At 58.4% G+C, this 17889-nt stretch carries 20 protein-coding genes; 12 read left to right on the top strand and 8 right to left on the bottom strand.

Going from position 1 to position 17889, the window contains the following annotated elements; genetic code table 11:
- Positions 1-16 precede the first annotated feature (16 nt).
- Complete coding sequence (locus BN1800_RS21895) at positions 17-397, bottom strand: hypothetical protein (RefSeq protein ID WP_087001047.1); 381 nt, start codon at positions 395-397, stop codon at positions 17-19.
- Between the two features lie 28 nt (positions 398-425).
- Positions 426-1352, bottom strand: a complete 927-nt coding sequence (locus BN1800_RS21890; RefSeq protein WP_027513037.1) for a LysR substrate-binding domain-containing protein — start codon at positions 1350-1352, stop codon at positions 426-428.
- Positions 1353-1454: 102 nt separating this feature from the next.
- On the opposite strand from BN1800_RS21890, the gene metC reads away from it, so the two are divergent.
- From metC to BN1800_RS21860, 6 genes are all read left to right on the top strand, one after another.
- Positions 1455-2660 carry a cystathionine beta-lyase gene (gene metC / locus BN1800_RS21885; RefSeq protein ID WP_087001044.1) on the top strand — a complete coding sequence of 402 codons (1206 nt, stop codon included), beginning with the start codon at positions 1455-1457 and terminating at the stop codon, positions 2658-2660.
- A gap of 31 nt (positions 2661-2691) precedes the next feature.
- The gene (locus BN1800_RS21880) at positions 2692-3726 is read left to right on the top strand and encodes a transporter substrate-binding domain-containing protein (protein WP_027513038.1); all 1035 of its coding nucleotides are present in this window, start codon (positions 2692-2694) and stop codon (positions 3724-3726) included.
- Between the two features lie 40 nt (positions 3727-3766).
- Entirely contained in the window at positions 3767-4882 is a 1116-nt protein-coding gene (locus tag BN1800_RS21875) for an amino acid ABC transporter permease (RefSeq protein ID WP_087001042.1), read from the top strand.
- Positions 4883-4884: 2 nt separating this feature from the next.
- Positions 4885-5991, top strand: coding sequence for an amino acid ABC transporter permease (locus BN1800_RS21870; protein ID WP_244564597.1), 1107 nt, complete (start codon positions 4885-4887; stop codon positions 5989-5991).
- 9 nt (positions 5992-6000) lie between these two features.
- A complete protein-coding gene (locus BN1800_RS21865) occupies positions 6001-6786 on the top strand; it encodes an amino acid ABC transporter ATP-binding protein (protein ID WP_087001040.1) in 786 nt (261 codons plus the stop codon).
- 108 nt (positions 6787-6894) lie between these two features.
- A complete protein-coding gene (locus BN1800_RS21860; RefSeq protein WP_179213852.1) occupies positions 6895-7278 on the top strand; it encodes a hypothetical protein in 384 nt (127 codons plus the stop codon).
- Between the two features lie 195 nt (positions 7279-7473).
- Here the strand turns inward: BN1800_RS21860 and BN1800_RS21855 are convergent, their stop codons facing one another.
- The 5 genes from BN1800_RS21855 to BN1800_RS21840 all read right to left on the bottom strand — a co-directional run bounded on the left by BN1800_RS21855 (position 7474) and on the right by BN1800_RS21840 (position 11339).
- On the bottom strand, positions 7474-7815 hold the full coding sequence (locus BN1800_RS21855; protein WP_027513043.1) for a hypothetical protein: 342 nt from the start codon (positions 7813-7815) through the stop codon (positions 7474-7476).
- A gap of 105 nt (positions 7816-7920) precedes the next feature.
- On the bottom strand, positions 7921-10095 hold the full coding sequence (locus BN1800_RS21850) for a xanthine dehydrogenase family protein molybdopterin-binding subunit (RefSeq protein ID WP_087001036.1): 2175 nt from the start codon (positions 10093-10095) through the stop codon (positions 7921-7923).
- A gap of 10 nt (positions 10096-10105) precedes the next feature.
- Positions 10106-10576: a (2Fe-2S)-binding protein gene (locus BN1800_RS21845; protein ID WP_027513045.1), complete on the bottom strand. Its 471-nt coding sequence runs from the start codon at positions 10574-10576 to the stop codon at positions 10106-10108.
- A gap of 95 nt (positions 10577-10671) precedes the next feature.
- A complete protein-coding gene (locus BN1800_RS41480; protein WP_179213851.1) occupies positions 10672-10842 on the bottom strand; it encodes a hypothetical protein in 171 nt (56 codons plus the stop codon).
- A 107-nt stretch (positions 10843-10949) separates the two neighbouring features.
- Positions 10950-11339, bottom strand: coding sequence for a c-type cytochrome (locus BN1800_RS21840; protein WP_342210314.1), 390 nt, complete (start codon positions 11337-11339; stop codon positions 10950-10952).
- Between the two features lie 364 nt (positions 11340-11703).
- On the opposite strand from BN1800_RS21840, the gene BN1800_RS21835 reads away from it, so the two are divergent.
- From BN1800_RS21835 to BN1800_RS41475, 6 genes are all read left to right on the top strand, one after another.
- Positions 11704-12426: a response regulator gene (locus BN1800_RS21835; protein ID WP_087001032.1), complete on the top strand. Its 723-nt coding sequence runs from the start codon at positions 11704-11706 to the stop codon at positions 12424-12426.
- Positions 12423-12677, top strand: a complete 255-nt coding sequence (locus tag BN1800_RS21830; protein ID WP_143534045.1) for a hypothetical protein — start codon at positions 12423-12425, stop codon at positions 12675-12677. The genes BN1800_RS21835 and BN1800_RS21830 overlap by 4 nt, the downstream gene beginning before the upstream one ends.
- Before the next feature lie 437 nt (positions 12678-13114).
- Complete coding sequence (locus tag BN1800_RS21825; RefSeq protein WP_027513049.1) at positions 13115-13819, top strand: carbonic anhydrase; 705 nt, start codon at positions 13115-13117, stop codon at positions 13817-13819.
- 4 nt (positions 13820-13823) lie between these two features.
- The gene (locus BN1800_RS21820; protein ID WP_087001030.1) at positions 13824-15353 is read left to right on the top strand and encodes a SulP family inorganic anion transporter; all 1530 of its coding nucleotides are present in this window, start codon (positions 13824-13826) and stop codon (positions 15351-15353) included.
- Between the two features lie 295 nt (positions 15354-15648).
- A complete protein-coding gene (locus tag BN1800_RS21815) occupies positions 15649-16626 on the top strand; it encodes a 3'-5' exonuclease (protein ID WP_087001027.1) in 978 nt (325 codons plus the stop codon).
- A gap of 228 nt (positions 16627-16854) precedes the next feature.
- A complete protein-coding gene (locus tag BN1800_RS41475; protein ID WP_179213850.1) occupies positions 16855-17028 on the top strand; it encodes a hypothetical protein in 174 nt (57 codons plus the stop codon).
- On the opposite strand, the gene BN1800_RS21810 is transcribed toward BN1800_RS41475, so the two are convergent.
- Entirely contained in the window at positions 17021-17458 is a 438-nt protein-coding gene (locus BN1800_RS21810) for a VOC family protein (RefSeq protein ID WP_087001025.1), read from the bottom strand. The two genes, BN1800_RS41475 and BN1800_RS21810, sit on opposite strands and share 8 nt — an antisense overlap.
- Between the last annotated feature and the right edge of the window lie 431 nt (positions 17459-17889).

The following is a 17889-nucleotide window of genomic DNA, read 5'->3' as shown; positions in this document are numbered from 1 at the left end:
CCCCCTTGCAACAGAACTATTGGACGCTCTGCCCTGTAAAGCGATCTCGTCCGTGCCAAAACTCGCAAACTGGACACCATTCGCCTTCGTAATCGACCCCTTTTTGGTGAGGGCACCCAATGATGCCATCGGTCATCACGACGGATCGCGCCTGATGCTCCTCGATAAATTCGAGTATCTCACGGGCAATGGCGGGGTCGGCGCGGACATCGCCGCGTTCCACTTTCCAGTCGCGCAACTCTTCCACTGCTGCATTCTCGGATGGGACGATGCCAACAGCGACCTTTGTTGCTTGGCTCAGGTTCGGACCGTAGAAGGCAATCGTTGCAATTGGCCATCCCCGCAATCCCTTCCGGGCTTTCTTACTCAGGCGCTTGAGAAATCGATCTTCCAACATGTTGCGCTTTCGCGACCACTAGCGACCACTAGCGACCATGCGGGCTATAGCTGCTGCATTCCTGCAGGAGTTGATCGCGCTCTTGCATGAGATCCGCTGCAAACTCATCCACAAGACGCGATCTTGCCCTTTGTGGCGGCAGGATCTGCAATGTCACGAAGGTGACTGCGGGAAGCAAGGGGCGGGCAACGAGTCCTGCTTTTTCGTATCCCTCTGACACGTAGCTTAGGACGTTGGCGACGCCCACGCCCACGCCTTCGATCGCAAGTTGGCAGACTGTGGCTGAGAATTGCGTTTCCACGATCATGCGAGGCGACACACCCTGGGCGGCGAGATGACGGTCGAGTTGCTTTCGAGCGGTGTCCTCAGGCGCGAGACAGATCAGGCGTTCCCGTTCGAGGTCAAGCGGGCTCACGATACGTTTACTTTCGAGTGCGTGACCTTTTCGGAACACACATACACCGTAACTTTCAATGAAAGGCTCGGCGACCAGATTGGTAGTGTCGATCTCATCGGCACAAAGCCCAAAATCGAACAAACCACTCGCCACCAGATCACGAACTGCAGACGAGCCCGCGATTTCGAAGGTAATCGATACGGCGGGCCGGTGCTTCAAATACTTGGCGATCACTCGCGGCATGAAGCTCAGGCCCAGAGCGGCGGAACTCGCGACCTTGAGCGAACCTGTCCCCACTTCCCGGATGCGTGCTGCCGCTTGTTTCAACCTATCAAGGCCAGCGTGGGCGGCCTGAACCTCGCGGTAAAGCAGAAGAGCTTCCGGCGTCGCCGTAAGCCGGGGGCCAGAGCGTTCGAACAGCTTGAGTTTGGTTGTGTCTTCGAGCCGCTTCAAACCACGACTGACGCCAGGCTGCGAAATTCCCAGTAGATCAGCAGCTCTCGTGGTCGAGCCCGTTTTCATGACTGCGCTAAATATTTCAATCAGGGCAAGGTTCATGGCGATCCATTATAACCACAGTGAATGATTTGGTGATCACTATACATTTGTGGCGGCTCAATCACACGACTACTGTCGGAAGCAGCCAAGGAAACATTAAATATGCACGACGACACCAGATGCCTTCAGACAAACGACGCCACAGCCCCACTCGGCTTTCAAAGCCTGTCCTTTCCTGTGTTCCGTGGCTCTACGGTCGTATTCCCTACGGTCGATGCCTATCAACGCCGTCGGGAGACTTTCTACGATGGTTATTCCTACGGGCTTTACGGCACCCCAACCTCGCGGACTCTCGAAGCGCGCATCGCGTCGCTGGAATGCGGAACCTACTCCCACGTTGTGCCGTCTGGTCTTGCTGCCATAGTCTTGACAATTCTGGCGGTGGCCAAAGCGGGCGATCAGGTGCTGCTCCCGGACAGTGTATATGATCCGGTAAGAACACTGTCCGATAACTTTCTCTCATTTCTAGGAATTGAGGTCGGCTATTACGATCCGCTGATCGGGGGTGGGATTGCGGCACTCCTCAACGACCGCGTCAGGCTGGTCTTGGTCGAATCGCCTGGCTCGGCAACGATGGAAATTCAGGACATGGCGGCGATTGTAAAGGCCGCACGGGCAAGCGGCTCGCTCGTGGCCGCTGACAACACGTGGGCGACCCCGCTTCGGCTCAAACCGCTAGCGATGGGGATCGACTTCTCCATCTGTGCTCTGTCGAAATATCTCTCCGGCCACTCGGACGTGCTGATGGGGTCAGTCGCCGTCCGCGATGAAACCCTCTACCGACGCCTTCGGGATGTATCGCGTTATCTTGGTTACGGTGTGTCGCCAGAAGACTGCTCGCTTGTCATGCGAGGTATCGAGACGCTCCCCATTCGTCTCGATCGCGCAGAAGCGAATGCCCTGGCGATTGCAAAGTGGCTTCAGGAGCGCCCTGAAGTTCTGAGCGTTCTACACCCGGCGCTTCCTTCCCACCCCGGGCACGAATTGTGGCAACGCGACTTCCTGGGATCTTCGGGCTTGTTCTCTGTGGTTTTGCAATCGTGGACGCGCCCGCGCGTCGCATCGGCGATCGAATCCTTGGAGTTCTTCAGCATAGGGGCAAGTTGGGGCGGCACGAAAAGCATCGTGGCTGTGATTGATCCACAGCCGGTTCGGACAACGACCAGAACCGACATACAGGGGCCCCTGATCCGCTTCAGTATCGGCTTGGAGCATGTCGATGATCTGCTGGCCGATCTCGAGAAATCATTTCGGATCCTGGCGGCCGAGATGGTGGAACCTTCCATGCCCACCCGGTGGGAAATCTAGATATCCAATCAAGAAAAAAGGGAACACGAACATGAAACTTAGAACCTTCAAATCGCTGGCCTTTGCCAGTATCGCTATCGCTACCTCAGCCATGCTGGGAGCGCCGGCGGAAGCTCAAACTGTCGTAAACAAGATCAAGGAGCGCGGTTATGTGAGCTGCGGTGCTAGCCAAGGCGTGCCGGGGCTCTCGCGGCCGGACGAGAAAGGCTACTACCGTGGCTTCGACTCCGACATTTGCCGGGCCTTTGCGGTCGCCATCCTGGGCGACAAGGACAAAATCCGCTTTGTGCCACTTAATGCAGGCCAGCGGTTCCCGGCGCTGCAGACGGGCGAGATCGACATTCTCTCCCGGACATCAACCTTGACCTACACGCGCGATATGGTGGTCCGCTTCGTATGGCTAACCCTCTACGACGTGGACGGACTCCTCGTTCGCAAGGCGGACAATATCACAGACCCCAAACAACTGGATGGCAGGACGGTCTGCCTGCAGGGTGGTGGCAGCCTTACGGAAACAGCAATCCAGGAGACCGAAGAAGAGCACAACATATCGATGCAGAAGGTTTACTTTGATTCTACGATACAGGCGCGGGATGCCTTTTTCGGCGGACGTTGCGACAGTTACGTCACCGACGGCACTGCCGCAGCCGGACAACGTGCCTCGGTCGCCAAGAACCCGGACGACTACGCCATTATTAGAGTCGGAAATACCGTCGAACCGAACGGGGTCGCAATCGCACGCGGTGACGACCAATTGTTCGATATCGTCCGCTGGACCGTCAACGCGCTACTTTGGGCCGAGGCCAACGGTATCGACTCGAAAAACATCGATGAGAAACTCAAAACAGGAAGCGTTGAAGTGAAGCGTGTTTTGGGAGAGGAGCCCGGTTTCGGCAAGCCAATCGGGCTTGATGACAAGTGGGTCTACAACGTCATCAAACAGATGGGCAGCTACGCGGAAATTTGGGACAACAATCTTGGGATGAAGAGCCCACTTAAAGTCGCACGCGGTATGAACGCCCTGGCCAAGGATGGTGGGTTGAACTACCCGCTTCCGTGGAACTGACACTACTACCGTTCATACAAGCAGAAGTGAGGAGAGTCAGATGTTCAACGACGTGAAGGCCAGAGCGATTGCCGTTCAGGGTGTTTTACTGTTGGTGCTCATTGGGTTTGCGACTCTCCTCTTCACCACGACGGTCACCAATCTCGAAGCGCGTGGCATCCCGATAGGCTTTGACTTCCTCACTATGCCGTCAAGGCTCGTGATCTCCGAGTCGATGCTGTCATACGGACCGCGAGACCCCTACTATTGGGCGATTGTTGTCGGGATCGCCAACACGATCCTTATTTCGGCACTGGTCATCGGCTTTTCATCGATCATAGGCCTGATCCTGGGAATCACGCGCCTGAGCAGCAATCCACTCGCCTCAGGCACATGCAAGGTCTGGATCGAGGTCGCGCGCAACACCCCTCCAATTGTCCTGCTCATTTTTCTCTATTCGTTGTGGTGGAAGGTACTTCCGCCGATTACCGAAGCCTTCAATCTTGCGCCCGGCACCTACGTGTCAATGCGTGGTATGGTGATGCCGTCCGTCAACATCAGCTTGCAATCAATTGGATGGGGTCTCCTTGGCCTGGCGATTCTTTTCCTTGGAGCGCGAGCATTCCGTACGTTCTTTCCGCAAATTCATTCGCGTTCGATCCTCACCTTGGTGGGTGCAGTGGCAATCGGTATCTGGGTGGCAAATGTGCCAGCCAATGTAGATTGGCCGGTCTTTACGGGCTTTAGTTTCCGGGGAGGGATCACGCTAACACCGGAACTCAGCACAATTCTGGTCGGTTTGACGATCTACACCAGCGGCTTCGTTGCGGAAATCGTTAGGGGCGGCGTATTGGCCATTGGAAAGGGCCAATGGGATGCCGGCCGATCACTCGGTCTGTCCCGAACCAGTATATTGCGACTGATCGTCATCCCGCAGACGTTGCGCATAATCGTGCCTCCTCTGAACAGCCAATACATCAACGTCGTCAAGAACTCGACGCTTGCGATTGCGGTTGGCTATCCTGATTTCCTGGCGGTTATGAACACGACCATAAGCAAGTCGAGTCATTCGATCGAAGGGCTGTTTATCATCCTCGGTGTCTACCTTGCGCTGAACCTGACTTTGTCGGCTGCCGCGAATTGGTACAACCGTCGTATCGCAATAGTGGAGCGATGACTATGAAACCAATATCCGCAGAACTCGTAGGGCAGCCAATTATGCCTCCAGTTTCATCGGGAGCTTTGGCCGGCAGGGCTCGCGAAACAGCCAAGCTTCTCTTCGGTACACCCTTGAATGCAACGCTCAGCATCATTTTTGGTGCTGGCCTGTTTGCTACGGTGCCCCCGATGTTTCGGTGGTTCTTCTTGGACGCGGTTCTGTTTGACCCTGATCCCGACGCATGCCGTGCGGCTTCCGGCGCTTGCTGGAGCTTTATCTACGCAAAATCCGGCCAATTGCTTTTTGGGATCTACCCTTTTGACGAGCGTTGGCGTCCGGCACTGGTTTGCGTCCTGATCATTGCCCTTCTCGCCTGGTCGGTTCGACCCGCCAGTTGGACGCCGAAACTTTTACAACTTTGGATCGCAGCCCTGGCGCTCGTCGGATGGCTGATGAGTGGTGGTCTCGGACTGGTAAGTGTTCCCACATCGTCCTGGGGCGGACTTCCAGTAACCCTTATTTTGACTGTTGTGGCCATTGGGGTCGCTTTTCCCGTCGGCGTCTTGTTGGCACTCGCACGACGCTCTACGACGATGCCAACTGTACGAATTATGGCAGTGGCCTTCATAGAGGGGATTCGTGGACTCCCGCTGCTGTCTATCCTGTTCGTTGCGTCGATTATGCTCCCGCTGTTCTTGCCGGACTATCTCTTGCCTGACAAGTTTGTACGTGCGTTGGTCGCTCTGACGCTGTTTGCGTCGGCCTATTTGGCTGAGGTGATCCGCGGCGGCCTGCAGGCCGTCCCGAGTGGGCAGTACGAGGCCGCTGAAGCTCTCGGTCTTTCGTTCTGGCGCACGCAACAACTCGTTATTCTGCCGCAAGCCATTCGTATCGCCATCCCCGCTCTTGCAAATACGATCATTGTGATGATCAAGAACACCAGCCTGGTGCTTGTCGTCGGACTGTTTGATCTCATCAGCTCGGGCAAGGCGGCGTTGGCCGACCCAGCATGGCCATCGCCAGCGGCCGAAACGTTTCTGTTCATTGGCGCGATTTTTTTCGCGCTCTCTTTCTCTTTCGCCCGTTTTTCCGATTTCTTGGAACGGCGTGGCCGCATCAGTCATTGAGAGGATTGCATGACTTTATCCATTGTGGGCCAGTCCAGCCATCAACCTGTTTCTCCGAATGAGGAAGTTGCTATCGAGTTGACGAGCTTAAATAAGTGGTATGGCGACTTCCATGCCTTGAAGGACATCAACCTGAACGTGATGCGCGGCGAGCGCATCATCGCTTGCGGGCCATCCGGTTCGGGCAAGTCGACCATGATCCGCTGCATCAACCGGCTGGAGGAACATCAGAGCGGCAAGATCATCGTTGACGGTATCGAGCTTACCAACGACCTGAAGAAGATCGACGAAGTGCGCCGCGAGGTCGGCATGGTATTCCAGCACTTCAATCTGTTCCCGCATCTGACAATCCTCGAAAATTGCACGCTGGCACCAATCTGGGTGCGCAAGATGCCAAAGAAAAAGGCCGATGAGATCGCGATGCACTATCTTGAGCGCGTCAAGATTCCCGAGCAGGCCAACAAGTATCCGGGTCAGCTCTCCGGCGGCCAGCAGCAGCGTGTGGCGATTGCCCGATCACTCTGCATGAACCCGCGCATCATGCTGTTCGATGAACCGACATCAGCGCTCGATCCGGAGATGATCAAGGAAGTGCTGGATACGATGGTTCAGCTTGCCGAAGAGGGCATGACCATGGTCTGTGTTACCCACGAGATGGGCTTCGCCCGCCAGGTGGCCAACCGCGTGATCTTCATGGATCAGGGCCAGATCGTCGAGCAGAACGCGCCGGCCGAGTTCTTTGACAACCCGCAGCACGAGCGGACAAAGCTCTTCCTCAGCCAGATCCTGCACTGACCTCCGACTGATAGCTTCGTTGAACCGATGCCGCTGCTCTATAAGCGCGGCACGAAACACAGATCGAGTGTGCGAGATGACTATGATGACTATGTAGGCCGCGATTGAGTGCGTGACAAGCATCTCGACGGGAGGCGAGGCTCGCTCCTTTCGATGGTCCTTGAGACCTACCAGGACAATTACGCGCAGCCCCTGCGCGAACAGTTCATTCACGGCCAGACCTATTCCAACGACGAGGAGTGGGACGCGTTTTCGCAAGCGGCGCCCAAGGAGACAATGTCGTGGGCGTGCGCATCCTACGACCGGCGGAGAGACCAAGTGTTTCGCGACGACGATTATCCGGTCCTGCGCGGCAGTGCGTCGATCCTCGACGAAAAGACGACTATCTGTGGACCAATGGCTATGTGCCGCAGCTCGACACCCATATCGGCCCGAGATACCAAACCCGCTTCACATCACCCTCTTGGGCATCAAGAATATGCCCAAAATTGATGACGTTCTTGCCGACATCATGAGGTTCACCAAAATCAATTAGATTCGTGCAACTCAACGACGGCCTGCCGATTACGGTGCGGTTTGCAGAGATGGTCGGTGACGTCCTGGCCATGGGGGCCAAGGTCGGGGTCAATGTTCAATGCGCACGTTGGGGTCAAACGGCCAAAACAAACGCGGCTATCTGCCAAGTTGTCAGCGGATTGCGATCGATCTCGACGACACTTTGCGAAGGGCGAGCGTCGTATTGATGTTCTGGTCCAGAACATGGCGCGATCTCATCGCCTCCGAGCGGCCTCCCGCCGGCATCCTGTCGTCGATGCAGGGCGTTGGAGGCCTCGCGGTCACCAATGCCGACAGAGGTTGGACGGGGGCCGGAGCCGTGCGCACCGACGCGGCGTCCAAGCCTATCGCCATCGCCAGAATGGAGAATGCGAAAAGTGCGACGCCGACGACTTGGTCGGATATCGCATGCCGACGGCGGAGCAGATACTCTTCCAGATAGTCCGGTTCTTGATCTCTGTCTTCGTGGCGCATGACAAACTCGCTTGGTTGATCCTAGAGGTTGGGCCCCGCAAAGAGGTCTCCCGGCATTCGTTGTGGAACCCCTTTTCCCTTGTAAAAGGCTGCATATCCCCTTGTTTATGAAAGGCTATTGTTCTTCAGCGGCAGTTGCCGGATCCGTTTGCCAGTAGCGGCGAAGACGGCGTTCAGGACGGCCGGGCCGGCGACGGCGATGGTCGGCTCGCCAACGCCACCCCAGAAGCCACCGGACGGCATGATGATTGTCTCGACCGCCGGCATCTGCTCCATCCGCATCACCTCGTAGGTGTCGAAATTCTCCTGTTCAACGCGGCCGCCATTGATGGTGCATTCGCCGTAGAGGCAGGCGGAGAGACCGTAAACGAAGGACCCTTCGACCTGGCGTTCGGCCTGGGCGGGGTTGACGATATGTCCGGGGTCCGTCGCGGCGACGATGCGGTGGATCTTCAACTGTCCGTCGGTGATGGAGATTTCCGCGGCTGCAGCGACATAGCTGGCAAAACCCATGATCTGCGCAAGGCCACGGTATATGCCTTGCGGCGCCGGCGTTTCCCAGCCGATGCGTTCGGCGACGGCCTCCAGAACCGCCAGATGCTTCGGATGGTCAGCCATAAGCTTACGGCGGAAATCGAGGGGATCGGTTCCGGCCGCATGGGCAAGTTCGTCCAAAAAGCTTTCCACGTAGAAGGCATTCTGGTTGAGGTTTACGCCACGCCAGAAGCCGGGTGGTACGGGAGGATTGCGCATGGCATGGTCGATGAGGAGATTGGCGATGGTGTAGCCAAAGACACCCTCGCTACCGCTGGCGTTCAGCCCCTGGAACACGATTGGGTCGTGACCGTTCTCGCGAAACATCTGCGGACGGAGCGAAGAGAGGATAGACTGACCGCTGATGCGCATGTGAAGCGCCGTCAGATTGCCGTCGGCATCGAGTGCGGCCCGCATCCTGCACTGCGTCGTCGGGTGATAGGAGCCGTGCAGCATGTCCTCCTCACGCGACCAGATCAGCTTCACCGGCGTGCCTGGAAACTCCTTGGCGATCGTAACCGCTTGGCGGACGTAGGATTCGTTGGAGCCGCGCCGGCCAAAGCCGCCGCCGAGATGCAGCTTGTAGACCTCGCATTGTCCGATCGGCAGGCCGGAGGCTTCCGCCACGTTCGCAAGGCTGCTTTCGCCGTTTTGTGTCGGCACCCACACCTCGCATCTGTCTGGCGTATACCGTGCTGTCGCATTCATCGGCTCCATCGTGGCATGGGCTTGATAGGGGAAGGAATAGGTTGCCGTGACGACCCGTGCTGCTTCCTGAAGTGCTGCGGGCGCATCGCCTGTCGAAGTGCCGAGGAACGCGTCGTCTGCATCGAGGCCTTCGGCGAGCATTGCGGCGATGGAGGCGCTCGTAACGGCTTTGTTCGGACCATCGTCCCAGACGATCGGAAGTGCGTTGAGCGCCGATTGCGCCTGCCACCAGGTCTCGGCAACCACGGCCACGGTTGCCTCATCGACCTGCACGACCTTGCGCACGCCCGGCCTCGCCGAGACGGCGGCGGCATCGAAGCTTGCAATCTTGCCACCGAACACCGGGCAGGCCTTCACCGAGGCGTTCAGCATTCCGGGAAGTTGAACATCGGCGCCGTAGATCTGCCTTCCGGTGAGCTTGTCGGCGGTATCAAGGCGCGGAAGCGGCTTGCCGGCAATCTTCCAGTCCTTCGGGTCCTTGAGCGCGATCGCGCTCGGAACTGGCATCTGCGTGGCAAGCGTCGCCACGGCGCCATAAGGCGTCGTACGTCCGGAAGCGGGATGGGTGATGATGCCGTTCTGAACGGAACATTCGGAACGCGGAACATTCCAGGTGCTGGCGGCGGCTGCAACAAGCATTTCGCGTGCGGCAGCTCCGCCTTGCCTGACGTATTCGTGCGAGCCGCGAATTCCCTGGCTGCCCCCGGTCGAGAAACTACCCCAGACGCGCTCGCGTCGAAGGCTCTCCCCAGGGGTCGGATATTCGGTCGTAACCTTGGACCAGTCGCATTCGAGCTCTTCGACGACGAGCTGCGCCAGTCCCGTGAGCGTGCCTTGTCCCATTTCCGAGCGGGCGATGCGGATGACGACGGTGTCGTCCGGATGGATCAGAACCCAGGCGTTGACTTCCGGCAATATATCCGATGCCGCCTGCTCGGCATTTGCCGGTAGCGCAATCTGAAAGCCGAGTGAAAATCCGCCGGCCGCCGCGGCCGTACCAATCAGAAACTTGCGGCGTGATAGCGTGACCACATTCATCGTTCTACCCTCAGCCTTTCTGCGCGGCACTGCTGTTTGCAGCGGCGAGCTTGATCGCGGCCCGCACCCGGTTATAGGTGCCGCAGCGGCAGATATTTGTGATTTCCGCGTTGATATCGTCATCCGTTGGGTTCGGAGTCGTGTTCAGCAGGGCAGTGGCCGCCATGATCATGCCGGCCTGACAGTAGCCGCATTGCGGCACGTCGAGCGCGAGCCATGCCTGCTGGACCGGATGGGAGCCCTCCGGGGAAAGCCCTTCGATCGTGACGATCTCCTGGGCTGCGTCGATCGCGCTGACCGGCATAGCGCAGGAGCGCGTGGCGACGCCGTCGATGTGCACCGTGCATGCGCCGCATTGCGCAATGCCACAGCCGAACTTGGTGCCGGTCAGGCCGGCCTGTTCACGCAAAACCCATAAAAGAGGCGTTTCAGGATCCACGTCGATATCGCGGGCCACGCCGTTAATGGTGAGTTGAACCATCACATGCTCCAATCTCTTGAAAGAAGTCCCAGATGCGATGGCGGATTTCCCGCCATCGCGTGCCGCTTGATCAGGATGCAGGGGTGGTATCCTGGTCAGCTGGCGTTGCGCTGCGCGTCCGAGCCAGACTGGTCGGCCGGGGGAGCCGGCTGCGATTGCGAGCTGGCGGACTGGAGCCGCGTGCAACCGGACCCTTGGGCCAAGGCATTGCCTGCGGCCACAAGAAGGCCGACGGAGGCTGCCGATGCGATGAGAAAATTCTTCATGAATGCCTCACTTCTGGTTGGAGTTTGAATTGCCTGAGAGCGGACGATCCGATCTCGGGCTGCTACTGGAGCTTCCGCTCCGTCTTTTCCCCGCCCGCGCATGCGCTTTAGTCGACGGAGGAAAGCCTGCGCAGATAGGCGATGATCGCCGATCGCTGCGCCTCGTCACGAATAGTGACGGTCATCGTCGTGCCGGGAACGACTTGCCGCGGATTGGCCAGAAAGGCCTGCAGCCTCTCCTCGTCCCAGACGATGCCGGACCCGCCGAGCGCTTTCGAGTAGCGTGCGCCTTCAATGGTTCCCGCCGACCGACCGAGAAGGCCGGAAAGATGCGGCCCCATCCGGTTTTCGCCGATGTTGAGACTGTGGCAGGTGCCGCAACGGGTGCGGAACAGCCGTTCGCCCTCCGGATTGACCGGCTCCTGTGCAAGGCTACGGCCGCCAGCCGCGAGCGACAGGGAGAACACCAGCATTGAGCCGAGACAGATTGGTTTCATTCAAAGTCCTTGTGTCATTGCGTCTTGCATAGTTGGGACTTGGGACTGCACGGATGCGAATGAACGGCTGCTTCGATGCAGATCGTTTCGACGCTTGCAGGCTAAGGGCGGTTTGTCGCAGAGATGTGCCAGACGGGTAGGGAATTGTCGCGAAATGTCTCAAGCCGTCCGGACATGTCTTCATTCAAGCTTAGACGAGACCGAAGACGGACCCGCCAGTTCAGGCTATTCCTTGGAATGGCGGGCATTCGTCAGGTAACCGGATCGCCGGTTTCGGCAAACTTTGATACACTTTTGGAGGTGCCGGATTTTTCCGTCACTTTATATTGCCGTTCATATCTTCATTCCTTGCGTGAGGCGCTCTATGCAAACGGCACACCATATCGTCGTCGTAGACGATCACCGGGACATCCGTGACCTCGTCGGCAAATATCTTTCCCAGCAGGGCTACCACGTCAGCGTCGCCGAAAGCGGCGCGGCTCTTCGGCGCATCGTCGAACGTGGCGCCCCGGACCTGATCGTTCTCGATATCATGATGCCGGGGGAGGATGGTCTATCAGTCTGTCGCCAGCTGCGCGGCACGATGGAGATACCGATCATCTTCCTGACGGCGATGGCGGACGATACCGACCGCATCATCGGACTGGAGCTCGGCGCCGACGACTATCTTACCAAGCCCTTCAACCCGCGTGAGCTTCTGGCGCGCATCAGGGCCGTGCTGCGCAGGGTCAACAGCCTGCCGCAGCAGCAGCGCGAGACGATCAAGTCGAAAACCGTGACCTTCGATCAATGGCGGCTCGATGTCGGGCGTCGAGAGCTGATCGGCGAGGACGGCGTCGGCATCGCGCTCAGCATCGCGGAGTTTCGCCTGCTCAAGACCTTCCTGGAACATCCGGGCCTCGTCCTCAGCCGTGACCAACTTCTCGATCTGACCGTCGGCCGCACCGCAGATTTTTTCGATCGCAGCATCGACAACCAAGTCAGCCGCTTGCGCAAGAAGATCGAGTTCGATCCGAAAAATCCCGCCATCATCAAGACCCACTGGGGCGGCGGCTACCGCTTTTCTGCGGAGGTGGCATCCGGATGATGCTATGGTGGAAAAGGAGCCTCGCCGCCCAGTTCATCGTATTCATGCTGCTTGCGCTCGTCGTATCGCAGGCCCTTGCATTCCTTATCTCCTGGGAAGAGCGCGACGAGGCCCTGCGGGCGGCCACCAGGGGCGAGTTCTTCAGCCGCACCGCATTGCTTGCGAGCCTGCTCGAATCCCTGCCTGCTCCCCTTCGCCAGGAAGTCGTGGTTGCCAGTGGAACACGCAATCGCTGTTCTCGCTCGGGATAACAACCATCGTGCTTTTGGTCATCGGTGTCTTCACTACCAATCGCATTGCCCGGCCGCTGCGAGGGGCGAGACCGTGAAGAAGCTGCCCGAATCCAGGCCCGACGAAATCCGCCTGACAGCCGGAGGCGTCCCGCCAGCTCTGACAGCGGCGCGCGCCATCTCTGCGGACGAGTGACTAGTCACTTGATGCTCGTTCAGGCCCGCCTACGCGAGTTTTCTCAGTGATCCAAGGGTTCGGCGTTGAGATAAATGCCATCTAGGATTGCGTAAATCACGTTTTATTGAAAAATGTTGCGCCGCAATATGCTGCGTGGCTCTGTTTTTGATCTCTTCTCTCCCTTTATTGTGCATCTGCGAACAGATCGCTTTTGCAACCCGCCGGATGAGAGACGTGCTCCTCCCAGTCCGACGTCCGGCCAGAAAGAGGATCCGAAAATATGGGTGATCTCCTGAAAGGTATCTCCAGCTTCCGCGGCGCCGTATTCCCGAGTCATTCGGCGCTTTACCGCAAGCTCGCGCGCGAAGGCCAGCAGCCACATGCCCTGATGATATCTTGCGCCGACAGCCGGGTGATGCCGGAAACGATAACACAGTCCGGTCCCGGCGATCTCTTCGTCTGCCGCAATGCCGGCAATATTGTTCCCCCCTTCTCGACCCTCAATGGCGGCGTCTCTTCCGCAATCGAATATGCCATCCTAGCCCTCGGCGTCAGCGACATTGTTGTCTGCGGTCACTCAGATTGCGGGGCGATGAAAGGGTTGTGCCACCCAGCAATGCTGGAACCAATGCCGAATGTCGCAGCCTGGCTGCGGCACAGCCACGCTGCCTATTCGATTGTTTGCCAGGCCTATCCTGACGACCTTTCCGAAGCTGACCGCGTGCGGGCTGTAGCGATGGAAAACGTCGTCGTTCAGCTCGACCACTTGAAGACCCATCCAGCGGTGGCTGCAAAACTCGCGACCAACGAAATCACGCTGCACGGCTGGTTCTTCGACATTGGAACGGGCGAGGTCCAGGTCTATGACGGGGTCTTGGCGACATTTACCGATGTGCAAGAGGGCGAGCCGCTGCCGGTCGCCGTCATAGGACGAGATCACCCGCATGTCATGCCGCGGGCCGCTGCAACGCTTGCCGGGGAGTAACGCCATGATAAACAACGGCTCTGCTTTCTCGCGCGATCTCGCTTCGTCTCTGGTGGTTTTTCTGGTCGCCATTCCGCTTTGCCTGGGAATTGCGATCGCCTCCGGGGTGCCCGCGGCTATGGGACTAATCTCCGGTATCATAGGCGGCCTCGTCGTCGGCCTCCTGGCAGGCTCGCCTCTTCAGGTCTCCGGGCCTGCCGCCGGTCTTGCTGTCATTGTCTTCGGCTTCATCGAACAGTATGGCGTTGCCATGCTCGCTCCCGTGCTGCTCGTTGTCGGGTTCCTTCAGATCATGGCGGGTTTCCTAAGGATCGGTTCCTGGTTCAGAGCAATTTCGCCGGCCGTCGTTCACGGCATGCTGGCTGGCATTGGCATTTTGATCATCCTGGGGCAGATCCATGTGCTCATGGATGCCAGGCCTGCCGCAGGCGGCATCGAGAATGTCACCGCGATCGACGAGAGCGTCGGTAGGTTGTGGGGCCCCAGCGTGACCAACGAGGCCGTCGCGCTTCTGGTCGGTCTCATCGCTCTCCTCGCGATGGTCTGCTGGGAACAATTCCGCCCGAAATTTCTGGCGCTGCTTCCTGGGGCCCTTGTCGGCGTTGCTGCCGCCACGGTCTTGGCTGCCACACTTGACCTCCCGATAGCCCGCGTGGAAGTGCCTGCCTCACTGGCAGAGAGTATATCGATGCCGACCGCCGAGAGCTTTGCCCAGCTAGTGCAGCCCGGCATCATCTTGACGATTCTGATGATTGCCGTCATTGCGAGCGCCGAAACGCTTCTTTCGGCGGCCGCCGTCGACCGCATGCATGACGGGGAGCGCACGCGCTTCAACAAGGAGCTCTTCGCCCAAGGCGTCGGTAACGGGCTCTGCGGATTACTCGGGGGATTGCCTATCACCGGTGTCATCGTCCGTTCGTCAGCCAATATCCAGGCCGGGGCTCGCACGCGGACCTCGGCAGTATTGCATGGGGCATGGATCCTGGGCCTGGTGGCGCTTTTGCCGGGATTGCTGGAAATGGTACCATTGACGGCGCTCGCCGCCGTACTGCTCGTCACCGGCTGGCGGCTGATCAGCCTTCATCACGTACGCCACCTGTTCGAGCACCATGGTCTCATGCCGGTTGGAATTTGGGCCGTCACGGTGGCCATGGTCGTCCTGCAGGACCTGCTGGTCGGTGTGGCGCTCGGCCTGGCGCTGTCGATCCTCGAAGTTCTTCCCTATCTGCGCCGAAAGCTCGCGATCAGGCATTCCGAAGTCGACGATGAAATTCATGTCCGACTGGGCGGAGCGCTCACCTGCAAGGACGTGCCGGCGCTACTCAGCACGCTCGAAGGGCTGCCCGAAGGCCGCAAAGTCAATATCATCGGCAAACACCTGCGTTTCATGGATCACACCAGTGCAGAGACTATCAGCGAATGGCTCAGGCGCGAGACGAAATCTGGTCGAACCATCCAGGTTCATCCGCCTCGGGCGGAGCGTCATCCCCGTCTCAAGCCGCTATTTGCGCGGTTTTCTGCCGAAGCAGCCTGATCGTTTGTGGGAGGGCAATTGCATTGCCCTCCCATCTCGTTGCGCCGAGCTGCAAAGTCAGTTCGGTCGGGTCGGCCTTGACAGCAGTAACGAGCAGTGTGGCAGGCGTGACGCCTTCAGCTTGCTTTGTTGAAGGCGTCCTCAAACGTGTTCCGGTTGATGACCTTTTCGCCCTCGGGCTGGTCAAGGGTCCCACGTATTGGCGATCGTTCAGAACCGGTGCATAAACCGCATCTTTCGTTGCTCGCGATGCTGAGCGCCACTATCCTTTGCGACCACGCGGTGAGAGTAAAAGATGGATTCCCAACTGGACTTGTTCGCGAATGCGCTTTCTCCGACGGTGGAAATAGCGAGCGCTCCTGCTCAATCTCGTTCTCGACGCTCACACGCTGTCGCGCGCTCCGACGACGAGATGGCGCGAAAGCTTGAAGAGACCGGAAACTATCGCATCCTCAGAAGACACGTCGCTCGCCCTATTGCCGCCGTCAGACGGCCCGAGTATTCCCGTATTGGCGTCATTGTCGACACGGAGACAACGGGGCTCAACCACCGTAACGACGAGATTATCGAAATCGGCGCTGTTGCCTTCACATTCAACGATCATGGAGCTGTCGGCGACATCATCGGGGTCTATGGCGGCCTGCAGCGGCCATCCAAACCCATCCCGCCAGAGATCACCCGGCTTACGGGGATCACGGACGCGTTAGTCGAAGGACAGTTCATCGACATCCAGTCCCTGCGCAGGCTGATTGAACCGGCAGATCTGATCATTGCCCATAATGCCGGTTTTGACCGGCCGTTCTGCGATGCCTTTTCGACCATCTTTGCCGGTAAAGCCTGGGCCTGTTCCGTCTCGGAAATCGATTGGAGCGCCCGCGGCTTCGAGGGAACGAAGCTCGGTTACCTCGTTGGACAGGCTGGCTATTTCCACGAAGGCCACCGCGCCGTTGATGACTGCTTCGCGCTCCTGGAAGTCCTCGATCAGCAGCGAGCCACTGAAGAGACACCGTTTAGCGAACTTTACCGCGCCAGCCAGCGTTCGCGGGTTCGCATCTTTGCGGAGCACAGCCCGTTTGACATGAAGGATCAGTTGAAGGCGAGGGGCTATCGTTGGTCGGACGGCAGCGACGGCCGTCCGAAGTCCTGGTGGATCGAACTCGATGAGGATGATCTCAGCGAGGAGCTTCACTATCTGCGCTCGGATATTTATCAATGGGACGAGGCGGACCCGCCAACTTTACACCTGACGGCATTCGATCGGTTCAGAGCCTGATGGAAGAACGGCCTGATAGGGCTTTTCAGCGGCCGTTCGTCTGCTCTTCGACGCCGGTCAGTGGTGAGCATGGCTGGATAGTGAGCCGCCGCACTGCGTTAGGAGGCAAGCCTTAGACGTTATGACCATGGTGTGAGCGGCGGCCCGCCCTTAGTCTTTGCAGGCTTAGAAGCAAACGGGGGTTGCTCGGGAGTGCCGAGCCTATCCCCAGCAAAGAAAGGATGGGCCATGAAGCAAGATAGCGTTTTTTACGTCGGTGTCGATGTGTCGAAGGCCAAGCACGCGATCGCGATTGCCGAGGGCGGACGGCACGGGGCCGACCGTGGAGGGATGGACCTCGAACTGGGCGGTCGGCCTCGGACGCGCTCGCTGACATTAGTCCTTCGTATAGCCCTCAGCTGAGTTCTTGGGCGAGTCCGATGAGAAGCCCTTCGGGCCCACGGATATAGCAGAGCCGGTACGCGTCTTTATACTGGACTACTTCGCCTACGAGCTGCGCACCGCGCCTGCGGAGCCTTTCAAGCGTCTCGTCGATGTCGTCCACGGTGAACATGACGCGGAGGTAGCCTAGGGCGTTGACTGGGTCGTTGCGGTGATCTGCGACGACAGGCGGCGTGAGGAAGCGGGAGAGCTCGAGGCGGCTGTGGCCGTCCGGTGTTCGCATCATGGCAATCTCGACATGCTGATCGCCCAGTCCTGTGACGCGTCCAGCCCATTCTCCTTCGATCGTGGCCCGCCCTTCGAGCTCGAGGCCGAGTTCGCGAAAGAAATCAATCGTCACTCCGAGGTCTTCGACGACGATTCCTACGTTGTCCATTCGCTTGAGCGCCATGTTTTCCAATCTCCAAGGTGTCATTTTCAATCGACAAGGTGTCGCCTCGTCTGACAAAGGACGACTGAGGAAGCCCAAGACCGACAGCCATCCACGCCCAATTCGCTGCTTTTCACATCAGAAGCTTGAATCATGGCCGCCTCAACCGCCATCCCGTTTTCAAACGATCTCTTAGATCAATCCTCAAAATCTGCTCCCGAAACGAGCTGGCTCTGAGGAGGAATCTAGGGATATCGTCTGTCGAGGCGCATGCGCTAGATAATGTGCCGACCGGATCCTTCAAAGTGACGTGGTGTGAAAAGATCCATGGGCACATCCTTGTGTTTGCCTATGGGTGTTCCATTCATGGATCCGATCGACCGCTGTATGCAGCGCAAACCACCAATCATTCTGTGGTTTGGCGCCAACGTCCCTTGCAGGCCTGCGGCCTT

It is taken from the genome of Rhizobium sullae (genome assembly GCF_900169785.1).
GTDB classification, from domain to species: Bacteria; Pseudomonadota; Alphaproteobacteria; order Rhizobiales; family Rhizobiaceae; genus Rhizobium; species Rhizobium sullae.
The sequence above is the reverse complement of the archived record's forward strand: the minus strand, read 5'-3'. Positions and strand labels throughout refer to the sequence as shown.

What these genes read in the sequence shown, in the direction of transcription:
- BN1800_RS21895 (WP_087001047.1), bottom strand. Translation starts at nt 397, where the DNA reads ATGTTGGAAGATCGATTTCTCAAGCGCCTGAGTAAGAAAGCCCGGAAG.
- BN1800_RS21890 (WP_027513037.1), bottom strand. Translation starts at nt 1,352, where the DNA reads ATGAACCTTGCCCTGATTGAAATATTTAGCGCAGTCATGAAAACGGGC.
- metC (WP_087001044.1), top strand. Translation starts at nt 1,455, where the DNA reads ATGCACGACGACACCAGATGCCTTCAGACAAACGACGCCACAGCCCCA.
- BN1800_RS21880 (WP_027513038.1), top strand. Translation starts at nt 2,692, where the DNA reads ATGAAACTTAGAACCTTCAAATCGCTGGCCTTTGCCAGTATCGCTATC.
- BN1800_RS21875 (WP_087001042.1), top strand. Translation starts at nt 3,767, where the DNA reads ATGTTCAACGACGTGAAGGCCAGAGCGATTGCCGTTCAGGGTGTTTTA.
- BN1800_RS21870 (WP_244564597.1), top strand. Translation starts at nt 4,885, where the DNA reads ATGAAACCAATATCCGCAGAACTCGTAGGGCAGCCAATTATGCCTCCA.
- BN1800_RS21865 (WP_087001040.1), top strand. Translation starts at nt 6,001, where the DNA reads ATGACTTTATCCATTGTGGGCCAGTCCAGCCATCAACCTGTTTCTCCG.
- BN1800_RS21855 (WP_027513043.1), bottom strand. Translation starts at nt 7,815, where the DNA reads ATGCGCCACGAAGACAGAGATCAAGAACCGGACTATCTGGAAGAGTAT.
- BN1800_RS21850 (WP_087001036.1), bottom strand. Translation starts at nt 10,095, where the DNA reads ATGAATGTGGTCACGCTATCACGCCGCAAGTTTCTGATTGGTACGGCC.
- BN1800_RS21845 (WP_027513045.1), bottom strand. Translation starts at nt 10,576, where the DNA reads ATGGTTCAACTCACCATTAACGGCGTGGCCCGCGATATCGACGTGGAT.
- BN1800_RS41480 (WP_179213851.1), bottom strand. Translation starts at nt 10,842, where the DNA reads ATGAAGAATTTTCTCATCGCATCGGCAGCCTCCGTCGGCCTTCTTGTG.
- BN1800_RS21840 (WP_342210314.1), bottom strand. Translation starts at nt 11,339, where the DNA reads ATGAAACCAATCTGTCTCGGCTCAATGCTGGTGTTCTCCCTGTCGCTC.
- BN1800_RS21835 (WP_087001032.1), top strand. Translation starts at nt 11,704, where the DNA reads ATGCAAACGGCACACCATATCGTCGTCGTAGACGATCACCGGGACATC.
- BN1800_RS21830 (WP_143534045.1), top strand. Translation starts at nt 12,423, where the DNA reads ATGATGCTATGGTGGAAAAGGAGCCTCGCCGCCCAGTTCATCGTATTC.
- BN1800_RS21825 (WP_027513049.1), top strand. Translation starts at nt 13,115, where the DNA reads ATGGGTGATCTCCTGAAAGGTATCTCCAGCTTCCGCGGCGCCGTATTC.
- BN1800_RS21820 (WP_087001030.1), top strand. Translation starts at nt 13,824, where the DNA reads ATGATAAACAACGGCTCTGCTTTCTCGCGCGATCTCGCTTCGTCTCTG.
- BN1800_RS21815 (WP_087001027.1), top strand. Translation starts at nt 15,649, where the DNA reads ATGGATTCCCAACTGGACTTGTTCGCGAATGCGCTTTCTCCGACGGTG.
- BN1800_RS41475 (WP_179213850.1), top strand. Translation starts at nt 16,855, where the DNA reads ATGAAGCAAGATAGCGTTTTTTACGTCGGTGTCGATGTGTCGAAGGCC.
- BN1800_RS21810 (WP_087001025.1), bottom strand. Translation starts at nt 17,458, where the DNA reads ATGGCGCTCAAGCGAATGGACAACGTAGGAATCGTCGTCGAAGACCTC.